The 12,289-nt window shown below is 63.3% G+C and carries 11 protein-coding genes and 1 tRNA gene; 6 read left to right on the top strand and 6 right to left on the bottom strand.

Features of this window, described 5'->3' with window-relative positions:
- Positions 1-6 precede the first annotated feature (6 nt).
- The 4 genes from thrC (at position 7) to CP557_RS14540 (ending at position 4,083) form a co-directional block, all read left to right on the top strand.
- Positions 7-1,266: a threonine synthase gene (gene thrC / locus CP557_RS14525; RefSeq protein ID WP_097380567.1), complete on the top strand. Its 1,260-nt coding sequence runs from the start codon at positions 7-9 to the stop codon at positions 1,264-1,266.
- A gap of 90 nt (positions 1,267-1,356) precedes the next feature.
- Positions 1,357-1,707, top strand: coding sequence for a hypothetical protein (locus CP557_RS14530; protein WP_097380568.1), 351 nt, complete (start codon positions 1,357-1,359; stop codon positions 1,705-1,707).
- 91 nt (positions 1,708-1,798) lie between these two features.
- Complete coding sequence (locus CP557_RS14535) at positions 1,799-2,698, top strand: transcription initiation factor IIB (protein ID WP_097380569.1); 900 nt, start codon at positions 1,799-1,801, stop codon at positions 2,696-2,698.
- Between the two features lie 290 nt (positions 2,699-2,988).
- Positions 2,989-4,083: a carboxypeptidase-like regulatory domain-containing protein gene (locus CP557_RS14540; RefSeq protein ID WP_097380570.1), complete on the top strand. Its 1,095-nt coding sequence runs from the start codon at positions 2,989-2,991 to the stop codon at positions 4,081-4,083.
- Between the two features lie 105 nt (positions 4,084-4,188).
- Here CP557_RS14540 and CP557_RS14545 read toward each other — a convergent pair whose 3' ends face one another.
- Positions 4,189-6,291: a minichromosome maintenance protein MCM gene (locus CP557_RS14545; RefSeq protein ID WP_097380571.1), complete on the bottom strand. Its 2,103-nt coding sequence runs from the start codon at positions 6,289-6,291 to the stop codon at positions 4,189-4,191.
- Positions 6,292-7,169: 878 nt separating this feature from the next.
- Positions 7,170-7,242 (bottom strand) — tRNA-Pro (locus CP557_RS14550).
- Positions 7,243-7,325: 83 nt separating this feature from the next.
- Here CP557_RS14550 and CP557_RS14555 point away from each other — a divergent pair.
- Positions 7,326-7,580 carry a pro-sigmaK processing inhibitor BofA family protein gene (locus tag CP557_RS14555; RefSeq protein ID WP_097380572.1) on the top strand — a complete coding sequence of 85 codons (255 nt, stop codon included), beginning with the start codon at positions 7,326-7,328 and terminating at the stop codon, positions 7,578-7,580.
- A 133-nt stretch (positions 7,581-7,713) separates the two neighbouring features.
- Here CP557_RS14555 and CP557_RS14560 read toward each other — a convergent pair whose 3' ends face one another.
- The 3 genes from CP557_RS14560 to CP557_RS14570 form a co-directional block, all read right to left on the bottom strand.
- Positions 7,714-8,484, bottom strand: a complete 771-nt coding sequence (locus tag CP557_RS14560; protein ID WP_097380573.1) for a competence/damage-inducible protein A — start codon at positions 8,482-8,484, stop codon at positions 7,714-7,716.
- 69 nt (positions 8,485-8,553) lie between these two features.
- Complete coding sequence (uvrB, locus tag CP557_RS14565; RefSeq protein ID WP_097380574.1) at positions 8,554-10,608, bottom strand: excinuclease ABC subunit UvrB; 2,055 nt, start codon at positions 10,606-10,608, stop codon at positions 8,554-8,556.
- Positions 10,609-10,822: 214 nt separating this feature from the next.
- Positions 10,823-11,560, bottom strand: a complete 738-nt coding sequence (locus tag CP557_RS14570; RefSeq protein WP_097380575.1) for a DUF4397 domain-containing protein — start codon at positions 11,558-11,560, stop codon at positions 10,823-10,825.
- A 287-nt stretch (positions 11,561-11,847) separates the two neighbouring features.
- Here CP557_RS14570 and CP557_RS14575 point away from each other — a divergent pair, with 287 nt between their 5' ends.
- Positions 11,848-12,117: a DUF7553 family protein gene (locus CP557_RS14575; protein ID WP_097381659.1), complete on the top strand. Its 270-nt coding sequence runs from the start codon at positions 11,848-11,850 to the stop codon at positions 12,115-12,117.
- Between the two features lie 9 nt (positions 12,118-12,126).
- Here CP557_RS14575 and CP557_RS22620 read toward each other — a convergent pair whose 3' ends face one another.
- Positions 12,127-12,264: a hypothetical protein gene (locus CP557_RS22620; protein WP_169924389.1), complete on the bottom strand. Its 138-nt coding sequence runs from the start codon at positions 12,262-12,264 to the stop codon at positions 12,127-12,129.
- Positions 12,265-12,289 lie beyond the last annotated feature (25 nt).

Raw genomic sequence — 12,289 nt, forward strand, 5'->3', positions numbered from 1 at the left:
CCGACAATGAGTCTCAGTCTCTCGGCCGACCAGCCCGAACAACCCGCCGACGCCGACGACGGCGTCTGGCTCGAGTGCATCGAGTGTGGCGAGACGTTCGCTCCCTTCGACGACGTCCGATACACCTGTGACGACTGTGACGGACTGCTCGAGGTCCGCTACGCCGATCTCCCGACCTTCGACGATTTCGAGGGACGGGGCGTCTGGCGCTACGCCGACGCCTTGCCGTTCGAGGCCGGCGTGTCGATCCAGGAAGGTGCGACGCCGCTGTACGAGGTCCCTCGACTCGAAGACGAGGTCGGCATCGAAGCCCTGCGGATCAAACACGAGGGGATGAATCCGACCGGCTCGTTCAAGGACCGCGGGATGACCGTCGGCGTGAGAGTCGCGAAGGAACTCGGCGTCGGCCGACTCGCGTGTGCATCTACGGGCAACACCAGCGCCGCGCTCGCAGCCTACGGCTCTCGTGGCGGGATGCAGACGCTCGTGCTCCTTCCCGCGGGGAAGGTCGCCGCCGGCAAGATCGCCCAGGCGAGCCTCCACGGTGCGCGCATCCTCGAAGTCGACGGCAACTTCGATGCCTGTCTCGACATCGTCCAGGATCTCGCGGGCCAGGGCGAGGCCTACCTGCTGAACTCGCTGAACCCGTTCCGGCTCGAGGGCCAGAAGACGATCGGCCTCGAGATCCTCGAGGGGTTCCTCGCGGACTACGACGCTCCGCCGGACCGGATCGTCCTCCCCGTCGGAAACGCGGGTAACACGTCGGCGCTGTACAAGGCCTTCCGCGAACTCGTCCAGGCGGGGGCACTCGACGAGGACGACGTCCCGAAGCTGACCGGCGTCCAGGCGGACGGGGCGGCACCGATGGTCGAAGCGATCGAGAACGGAGCCGACGAGATCCGCCGCTGGGAGGACGTCGAAACCCGTGCGACCGCGATTCGAATCGGGAACCCGGTCAACGCGCCGAAGGCCCTGCCGGGCATCCGCGAGACGGGTGGGACCGCCGTCGCGGTTTCCGACGAGGAAATCACCGAGGCCCAGCGCGACATCGCCGGCGAGGGCATCGGAGTCGAACCCGCCTCTGCCGCCTCCGTCGCCGGCCTCCGAAAACTCCGCGCCGAGGGCATCGTCGACGACGACGAACGCGTCGCCTGTCTCACCACCGGCCACCTGCTCAAGGACCCCGACGCCGCCGCCGCCGCCGGCAGCGAACCCGAACCCGTGCCGGCCGACACGCAGGGCGTGCTCGAGCACCTCTCGGAGTGACGTCGGTCGGATGCACGACCCGCGTCAGACGCGTCTGACACCCGACTGACTGAGCTTTTTGCCGGTCTGTGGAGAACTCCGAAACGAGCCATGTCCGCCGAACAACGAGGTCCCGATTCTTCCGTCGTCAGTGACGAACCGACTCGCATCACTCCACAGAATCCGACTGCTGGCTCGAGCATCCGGACCCGACAGCCGCCCCACCGTCCCTCCGGTTCGGAACCGCGGGAACCGCCGCTTTCGTACCGCATCGAGCGAACCCGACTCCGGACGCGGATCGCCGCCCTCGAGGACGCGTTAGCGACGAGCAGAACCCGTCGACAGGCCGTCGTCGATCAGTACGAACGCGTGCTGTCCGATCGGGACGACTCGAACGATCCGTCGCTTGCGTCGTCCGACTCTCGGTCGCGATCCCTGCTGGCGCGGTTACTCGACCGGTAGCCGTTCCGTTTCGTCTCCCGTTTCACCTATTCCTTCAGTTTCCCAACAATTTAAATACCAAGGGTAGGCAACTGGATGTAAGAAATAACCAATGGCAGAGACCGATTCATGTGCAATCTGCCCGGAGTGCAACGGCAGATTACGGCGGAACGGTTCTGAGATCATCTGTGAGGAATGCGGACTGATCTCCGCCGAAGATCGGATCGATCACGGCCCAGAATGGCGGTCGTTCGAGGACGACGACACCGATCGGCGACGGACCGGCGCACCGCTGACTCGCTCGAGACACGACCGGGGACTCTCGACGGAGATCGGCTACGGCTCCGGTTCGGAGTCGGGATACAGTTCCCGACTGACCGGCCGCAAACGCCGACAGATCGCTCGCTTACGCCGGGAACACAATCGCGCGCGTATCTCCTCGAAGGCCGAGCGGAATCTGGTGTACGGGTTCGCCGAAATCAGACGGATCACTGCCTTGCTTTCGCTGCCTGACTCGACCAGAGAGCAAGCCTGTGCCCTCTTCGAGTCCGCTCAATCCGAAGCCCTGCTTCAGGGACGGTCACTCGAGGGGTTTGCTGCCGCCGCGATCTACGCGACCTGTCGAACTCGTTCGGTCCCCCGGACGACCGACGAGATCGCCGACGTCGCACGAGCCGACAGCGACGAGCTTTCGGTCGCCTACGACGCGCTGAACCGGGAACTCGGTCTGCCGACGGGACCGATCGACCCCACGCAGTACCTGCCCCGGTACGCCTCGAAACTCGAGGTCGGATCGGCCGTCGAGCGTCGCGCCCGCGAACACGTCACCGCCCTGCTCGAGGCCGGGCTGATCGGCGGCCGCAATCCCAGCGGCGTCGCTGCCGGCTGCCTCTACAAGGCCGCCGGAGAGCGCGAGGAGTGGCCGTCACTGACGCAGGCCGCGGCTGCCGAGGTTGCCGACGTCGCGCCAGTGACGATTCGATCGACCGTCACCGCACTGCGGGAACTCTGAGATGTGGTCCTGAGAACGGTCTCAGTCGGGCGTGGTTGGGGGATCGGTATATAAAATAGTCTGCTCAGTGACTGATCCAAGTCCTTCGATTACACTACATAACAGTCAGAAGGTCTTATAGTATCGTCTACGGTGGCTTCTCTACTAGTGCCTAATTTGTCGATATTTACATATTTTATTATAGATGGCCGAGCAGCGTACTGGCCTTGCTCTGTCCAGAATCGAATTCGCACCATCATTACAAATTATAAAACTTTAAATTCTATCATATCCCGATTGATAGCGGAGATATGGATACAAACCGACTTGCCGCCCTCTCCATCACGGTGCTTGTACTCGTCTCCATCGGTGGACTCAGTGGCGTTACCGCCGCAGAGAGCGACCTCCATCGCCTCCAAGACGACCCCGTCACCGAGTCCATTTCGAGTCAGGAGACGAACGAAACGACTAACGGAACGCTCACCGGCATGGTCGCTGACGAAGACGGCGACCCGATATCGGAAGCCACGATTCGCTCATCCGGCACGTTCGTCACGAACGCGGATGGCGACGGCGAGTTCGAGATCGATCTCGAGCCCGGAGAGTACACCGTAATTGTCACAACGAGTAGTCACAACCGCTACACCGATCAGACAGTAACGATCGAGGCAAACGAGACGACGAGGCAGAACGTCACGTTCAACACATCGGCGATCAACGAAACGCCGACGGGAACGCTCACCGGCACGATCACCGACGAAGACGGTGATCCGATATCGAACAGTAGAGTTCGTTCAATCGGAACGTTCGTCGCCACTGCGAACGACGACGGCGAGTTCGAGATCGACCTCGAGCCCGGCGAGTACAACGTAACTGCAATAGCGAACGGCAGAGACCGTCGTATCGATGAGACAGTAACGATCGAGGTAAACGAGACCACGCGGCGGAACGTCACGTTCAACACCTCGGCGACGGGAACGCTCACCGGGACGGTCGCTGACGAAGACGGCGACCCGATACCGGAAGCCACGATTCGCTCATCCGGCACGTTCGTCACGGATACGGATGACGACGGCGCGTTCGAGGTCGACCTCGAGCCCGGCGAGTACAACGTGACTGCAATAGCGAACGACAGAGACCGCCGTACCAATGGCACAGTAACGGTCGAGGCAAACGAGACCTCGCGGCGGAACTTCACCCTCGATACCTCAGCGACCAACGAAACGCCGGGCGACGAAACTGTCGAGAGTAGCGTCGGTACCGGGAACGGAACGACTGCTGAAAACGAAACTGTTACCGATTCCGGCGATGAGAACGACAGCGGCGAGGATAGCGTCCCCGGATTCGGCGTGACGGCTAGCCTCGGTGCCCTTCTCGGTGCGTGCTTGGCCTTGGGACGGTCCTGACGACCGCCCGACCCTTGCGCTTCGGTACTGCCGTCCCGGTGTTGCCTCGTCGATCTCGAGCAAGACGACGAACCGATCGCTCGGCCCGCGGGAGGTGCCTGGAAGCTACGTCGTCCGAAGCGTGTCCGTACTCGGCTCGTAGACCTCGCCTTTCTGTTTGAGTTTGTCGATCTCGTGTTCGGCCTTGGAGTGGTCCATCCCGACTTCCTCGGCTCGCTCGAGGACGATATCGACCGGCGCGCCGTCGTCGTACTCCTCCTCGATATCGCTGATCAGCCCCTTCAGGTTCTTGATCCGATCGCGCTGGGACTTCGAGGTCCCGGCTTCGACGATGTCCGCGTCGAACTCGCCGGTTTCGGGATCGACCCCGACGTCCTGGAGACACGAGCGCACGATCTCAATGACGCGCTCGGCGTCGTCTTGCTCGACCGTATCCGACAGCCGAACGCGGGCGCTCGCCTCCGAGAGCCGAACCAGCGCCTCGAGCTTGCGGGCCGTGACCGGCACCGCGGCGTCCTCGTCGGTCCCTTTCGAGCGCAGATCGACGTAGAAATCCCGGATCGCGTTGCGTGCTTCCTCCGTCATCCGCGGGTGACAGTTCTGTTTGGCGTAGGCGATGTACTTGCGCAGGAGCTCCGCGTCGATCTCCGGATCGACCTGCTCGGTCATCTCGTCGATCTCGTCGGTACTGACCTCGAGGCTCGACATCTCCTCGCGCTGGGTCGTCAACTCGCCGGCGTAGTTGGTCGTGATGATGTGTTCCGCGAGGTTGCGGTCTTTCTCCTCGTCGGGCGTGTCCGTCACCGTAAAGATCAGATCGAACCGCGAGATCAGCGCCGGCTCGAGGTCGATCTGCTCGCTGATCGGCTCGTACTGGTCGAAGCGACCGTACTTGGGGTTTGCCGCGCCCAGCAGCGAACAGCGAGACTTGAGCGTGGCGTTGATCCCCGCCTTCGAGACCGAAATCTTCTGTTGCTCGAGGGCCTCGTGCATGGCACTTCGGTCTTCCGAGCGCATTTTATCGAGTTCGTCGATGGCGGCGATCCCCCGATCTGCGAGGACGAGCGCGCCGGCCTCGAGCGTCCACTGCTGTCCGTCCCCGAAGTCGTCGCGGACGGCGGCGGCCGTAAGTCCCGCCGAGCTACTGCCCTTCCCGGAGGTGTAGACCGCTCGCGGTGCGATGTTTTCGATGTAGGCGAGCATCTGCGACTTGCCAGTACCAGGGTCCCCGATCAGCAGCATGTGCAGGTCCCCGCGAATCCGCGAGCCGTCTGGCAGCTGTTTCGTCACCCCCGAGAACAGCTGCAGGATCATCGAGAGCTTCTCCTGGTCGTAGCCGTAGATCGAGGGTGCGATGGAGGCGACCATCTTCTCGTAGACGTCGTCCTGATTGGAGATGTCGTAGATCGCCTTCTTGTCGTCCTCGGTGATGTCCATGTCCTCGAACTGCTCTTCGTCGATTTCGACGGCCATCCCCTCCATGTAGAAGTCGAAGACCGGCGACTTCTCTTGCTGGTCGCCCTGTTGCTCGAGTCGAAGGACGCCGGTCGCGGAAACGTGATCGCCGGGCGTGACTTCGCCGGTGATGTCGTCTTCGATGTTGATGTCGAGTGCCTGTGGCGTTTCGCCGCCGCGGAGTCCCTCGGGGCTCTCCTGGACGCGGATCTTCTGGGAATCGACGAACTCGGATTGATCGAAGTTGACGCGGAAGGGGCCCTGTCGTTCACAGCCCTGGCACTCGTGGGGCTCCTGAAAGTCGCCACTGGACTGGGGGACCCGGGAGAGGGTACCACAGAGCTGACACTCGAAGGCCGCTTCCTCGATCTTCGGGCGGACATCCGTCGCCTTGCGGACGATGCCGTGAACCTGGACGAGGGAGTTCATGTCTCGAGCGCGGATTTCCCGGATTTCGGGGGACTCGGTTTCGGGGAGGTTTCGGACCCGAACGTGGGCCTGGCCGAGGCTCACGTCGATCGGGAGGTCGTACAGTCGGAGCGCCTCTTCGGCGTAGCGCTGGAGTTGCTCGGGCTGTGCGATGAAGTCGTCCGCGAGATCGGGATCGAATCGATAGAGGTCCTGCCAGTCGACGTGGATCGATCGCTGTTCGTTCGGATAGCGCTGGGCAAGCTGCTTGATCTCGTTGTCGTAATAGTTGCGGAAGAACTGCTCGAAAGCGTCGACGAGTTCGGAATTTCCCGCTTGCGCCATTGCACCTTCCTAGGGCTGCCATCCGGTATAAATGGTCGTATACCGGGGTGGAACTGATCCGGACAACCGTCGCCGCCGAGACTATCGGCAGCGACCCCGAGCGTCGCAATCGATCGGAACGCTTCCTCCACAGGGAAAACGATCGGCGAGAGCACGCCGAGGATGTAATCGAACACGACGAGCAGCGTCGCGACCAGCGGAATCGTGATCACGACTCCGTTGATGAGCAATCGCTGGAACCTCGAGACGAGCGCAGCCATGGGGGTCGGCGATTGACCGCCTTCTGAAACCGTTTGGCTCGCGGGTGGGCGATCGATCCGTTCTCGGTCGATCGCGGTACGCTGCCCCTCGAATGTGATTCGACCACAAATCATTGCCATGCTAGATAGAGGATCGTATATATTGTATTTTAACGCAGTTTGGGAAACATACGTTTCCTAATATCGACCACTCTATAGCTATTGCCCTATCAAAAAGCTTTATTATTGAACAGGCCGTCGTATGTGGTGTAGAGGTGATGACACACATTAACACGGAAAGACGATCCAAGAACACCCCACTGTGGCTATTGTGACCCATACCTGTGCGTTCCCTGCCATGGCGCACGCCAGACGATCGTGTTCCCGGCACCACATTCCCGATCCTCGGCTCTCGTTTTCACCAGTGCCAAAGCGGTGGACGCTGTGACTCTCTCACGATACTGTCGGATCCCGCGACGATGTCGGTCGCTTGATCGATAGCACGAGCAGGGCTTTCGAGTTCGTACAGTCGACTGGCCAGGACAGATTTCTCAGTCGATCACCGACAGAAACTAGCCGCTAACCGGTCTGAAAACGTCCAAAGCGGCTCGACGAAACCGTCCGAACCGGTATCTCGTATGGGATCGCCCGGATTTGAACCGGGGTCACGGGCACCCAAGGCCCGAAGTATACCAAGCTAACCCACGATCCCGTACACACCCCTTCCGTCCGCACGTCATAAAGGGTTTCGTTACGATCCGAACGGTTTTCCCCACTACCGTGGTAGCCTCGAGTATGACCACCCTCGAGATCCTGCTGTTACTCGCCGTTCTCGTGGGTGTTCTCGTCGCGGGATGGCTCCTGCAGGTGGTTCGCCCCCTCATCGTCAACGCGGTGGTCGGGCTGGTCGTATTGGCTATCGCACAGTTCGGCTTCGGGCTGCCGGTGGCCGTGACGCCGACCGTGCTGGTGATCGTCGCGATCGGTGGCGTCCCGGGATCGCTACTCGTTCTCGCGCTGTCGCTGTTCGGCGTCGCGTTCGTGCCGTGACCTGCGAACGGCTGTGGACGACGAGTCGAAGAGGGCGAGGGGGATCACTGGACGAGGTGGGGCCGCTTGAGCGGGTTCGGACCGCTCGAGTCGGGCGGTCGCGAGATCGAGTCGGCAGTGATGGGGTGGCCGCTCAACGCGTCTCCGCCTCGGAATCGTCCTCGCCCCAGTCACGCGAGACCGGCGTTTCGCTCGCGTTGATGGTGTCTACCAGCCAGTCGCGGGCTCCGTCCAACTGCGCGTCGTCAGTCGCGGTGATCTTCAGCCGGTTGTGTTCGGCCTCCCGGTCGGGATAACAGCCGACCGTGACCGCGAAGCGGTCCATCACGTTTTCGAGTGCCCAGACGATGTTCGCCTCCGGTTCGACCGTGTAGAGGTACGCGGAGCGACGGTCGCCGGTAAACTCGTCGGCGACCGCCGCGAACATGGACTTCAGTTCGTCCGGAATCCCCGGCAGGACGTAGACGTTCTCGAGAACACATCCGGGTGCGAGACCCGCGTCGTTCAACAGCGGCCGGCTTCGCTCCGGGATCGCGGCTTCGGCCGCGACGTCGACCGAGAGCTCTCGGTCCGGGAGTCGTTCCTCGAGGGCGTCCAGGTGACGTTCGACGGCCGCTCGGGTCACGTCCGGCACGGTCAGCTCGCGGTCGAAGGCGGCTGCGACCGCCTCCATGGTCACGTCGTCGGGCGTCCCACCGATCCCGCCAGTGACGATGACGCCGTCGAACGCCTCGCTGTACCGCCTGACGTGGTCGACGATGACGTCGTGGTCGTCCGGGACGGAGACGATGCGCGTAACCGTGACGCCACGGTCGGTCAGTTGCGTTGCTACCCAGTTCGCGTTCGTGTTGACCGTGTCGCCGGATAGCAGTTCGTCGCCGACTGTTAGCAGGGCAACCTCCATCGTCTACGGATATGTCGGCCGAGGGTTAGCTGTTACTCCGCTGCGCTCTCCGTGTGGGGCACGCGCCGATCAGAACTCCTCGGTCGGCGGCGCGATTCCTTCGTCGCTACCCTCGAGTTCGAACTCCGCCCGCACGTCGCGAATCCGGTCGCGGATGTCGGCGGCCAGTTCGAACTCGAGATTGCTCGCGGCCTCTTGCATCTGGGCTTCGAGTTCGTCGATGTACCGGGCGGCGTCGTCCTTGTCCTCGAGTTCCCGGCCCGAGACCTCGCTGGTGTCGGTCTTGCTGCCCGGCAGGTTCGTCTCGCCGATTTCCTTCTCGATCGTGGTGGGCTCGAGGCCGTGTTCCTCGTTGAACTCCTGTTGAATCCGACGGCGGCGCTTCGTTTCCTCGATCGCGGATTCCATGGCGTTCGAGGGTTCGTCGGCGTAGAGAACGACCTCGCCGTTGACGTTTCGCGCCGCCCGACCCATCGTCTGGACGAGCGTCGTCTCCGAGCGGAGGAAGCCCTCCTGATCGGCGTCGAGGATCGCGACCAGCGAGACCTCGGGGATGTCCAGCCCCTCCCGCAGGAGGTTGATCCCGACGAGGACGTCGATCTCCCCCAATCGGAGCGAGCGAATGATCTCGTGGCGCTCGAGCGTGTCGGTCTCGTCGTGCATGTACGCGACGTCGACGCCGGCTTCCTCGAGATACTCGGTCAGGTCCTCGGCCATGCGTTTCGTGAGCGTGGTGGCGAGGGTGCGTTCCTCGCGCTCGATGCGGTCGTCGATGCGGTCCATGAGGTCGTCGACCTGACCCGTGGCGTCCGAGACCTCGATCGCCGGGTCGACGAGGTGGGTGGGTCGAACGATCTGCTCGACGATCCGATCGCTCGCCTCGCGCTCGTAGTCCCCCGGCGTCGCGCTCACGTAGAGGGTCTGGTCCGTCTTTTCCTCGAACTCCTCGAAAGTCAGGGGCCGGTTGTCGTAGGCCGTCGGCAGCCGGAACCCGTTCTCGACGAGCGAGTCCTTGCGGGACTTGTCGCCGGCGTACTGGCCCCGAACCTGGGGCAACGTGACGTGGGACTCGTCGACCACGGTCAGGAAGTCGTCGGGGAAGTAGTCGAGCAGCGTGTAGGGGGCGTCGCCCGATTCGCGATCCGCGAGATAGACCGAGTAGTTCTCGATCCCCGAGCAGTAGCCCGTCTCCTGCATCATCTCGAGGTCGAACGTCGTCCGCTCCTCGATGCGCTGGGCGGCGATCATGTCGCCCTGGCGCTCGAAGTACGAAATACGCGAGTCCAGATCGTCCCGGATCTCGTCCATCGCCTCCTCGAGCGTGTTCTCCGGGATCGAGTAGTGCTCTGCAGGGTGGACGAGCACCGCCTGCTGATCGCCCTGCGTTTTCCCCTCGAGGGGGTCGACCTTGACCATGCGATCGATCTCATCGCCCCAGAGTTCGACGCGGACGGCGTAGCGGCCGTACATCGGGTAGATCTCGACCGTATCGCCCCGAACGCGGAAGGTCCCCTGCGTGAAGTCGACGTCGTTGCGCTCGTAGTTCAGGTCGACCAGTTGCGCGAGCAACTCGTCGCGGCCGATCTCCTCGCCGACCTCGAGGCGCAACGACATGTCGATGTAGTTACGCGGATCCCCGAGGCCGTAGATGGCGGAGACCGAGGCGACGACGATGACGTCCTCGCGGGTCAGCAACGACCGCGTGGCGGAGTGGCGTAAGCGATCGATCTCGTCGTTGACCGAGGCGTCCTTGTCGATGTAGGTGTCGCTTTGCTCGACGTAAGCCTCGGGCTGGTAGTAGTCGTAGTAGGAGACGAAGTACTCGACGGCGTTCTCCGGGAAGAGATTGCGGAACTCCTCGTAGAGCTGGGCCGCCAGCGTCTTATTGTGGGCGATCACCAGCGTCGGTTTCTGGATCTCCTCGACGACCCACGAGACGGTGTTGGTCTTGCCCGATCCGGTCACGCCCAGCAGGGTCTGTTTGTCCATCCCCGACCGGAACCCGTCGACTAACTGGTCGATCGCTTCCGGCTGGTCGCCCGCGGGCTCGAAGGGGGCATCGACTGCGAACGGCCGGTCAACGTCCGGACGGTCCGGCTCGAGAGGGCCTTGCGCGTCACTCATTATCGGAGTCAGGGGTTCGAGCCACTTGACCCGCTCGCATATTCCGTCAGCGCTCCTCGAGAGAGTGCGTCGCCGCGATCGGTCGGGCGGGCCCCACGCTGGATGGGGACGCGTATACGGCACGCGACTCGCCGCCTGGCGGGGGACCCGTCGGACGACCTGTTACCGATCCTCGACGTCGGAAATCAGTGCGAAACCGGCTGTACCGACTCCGCTAGTCGTGAGAGCCGTCGTCGGATCCGTCTGCGTCGGCCATCGGCCCGTCGACCGTCGTCTCGACGGTGAACGCGCGATCGGTCGCATCCGCCGGCGGCTCGAGGTACCCGATCGCGTAGGCCGTGTACGCCGTCCCCTGCTCGAGCGTCACGTCGAAGGACGCGACGGTTGACGCCGAATCACCGCCGGCCGGTCGGACCGAGACGGTGCGTGCGCCGGCGGGGACTGCGACGTAGTCCGTCGAATCGGTGAACGAAACGTCCTCGAAGACCGGCTCGCCGTCGGCGTAAACGTCGACGGCGGGTGCGTCGGGTGCGGCGTGAACGAGGCGGACGAGTGCCGACCCGGCATCCACGAGCACCGCCGGCTGGAACGTCTCGGCACCGAGCTCGCCGATCGCGGCGACGGTGTAGAACGCGGCTCCGAACGTGACGTCGCCCTCGAACGCGACCGTCTCCGGATCGCCGGCGGCCGTAATCGTGACCGCGTACGTTCCCGGCTCGATCTCGAGGTACGGCGAGACGTCCCCGTAGGCGACGTCCGCGAGCACGCGATCGTCGTCGACGTAGACGTCGACGTTCGGTGCGTCCAGAGAGAAGTGTGCGACCCGGACGGCCGCGCCCGGAGTCGTGTCGTCGGTCGGTTTCTCGTCGGAGGTCGGCCGCTCGTCGTGTTCGTGTTCGCCGGCGGCCAGAACGGTTCCACTCGCTGCAGTCAATCCACCCGCGATCCCCATCGTCTTCAGGGCAGTGCGTCGTGTTACTGGCATGATGCACCCGAGCCGGAGGACCACGGTCGAAAAAAGCCGATAGTTCGTCTCACGAGTAGTGCTGACGTTTCCGATCCGTGACGGTCGCGTATGCGTTCCCTGTCGCCGGAAGGACGCGCGTATCGCGACGCGGCGGCGGTTTGAGGGACCCTACAGCCGCCAATCGGACCCCCGCCACCCCGTCGTTGCGGGACCGACCGGACGTGGCCATTGCTCGCCCAATCGTTATGGATCGGGTCGGAGAGGTGTCGCCCATGACGGAGCAACTCCAGCAGGCCCGCGACGACCTCGAGGAAGCGGCGAAGTCGGCCGACAGCGACGACGTTCGGGAAGATATTCGTGAAACGACGGACGCGTTCGCCGACTACGCGACGAGCGACACCGCACCGGACCACGCCATCCTCGACGAGCGACTCAACACGCTCCGACAGGTCCGCGAACGGGCGGACGGCGACACCGCGGACAAGGTCGAATCGGCGATCGAAACGGTCGAAGACTACCGCGAAACCGTCGAGCAAGCGTAACGCCGACGCTCACGGCCGGTACCCTTCCGGCAACCGCCCCACGCCGTCGACATCGGCGGCCGTCACCGCGAGCAACTCGAAGCCGTCCTGCTCGAACTGATCGACGACCGCCCCGACTTCACTCTCGTCGACTCCCTCTCGAAACATAGATTTAGCAATAGCTCACAGACAC

The organism is Natrinema ejinorense (assembly GCF_002494345.1).
Taxonomy (GTDB): domain Archaea; phylum Halobacteriota; class Halobacteria; order Halobacteriales; family Natrialbaceae; genus Natrinema; species Natrinema longum.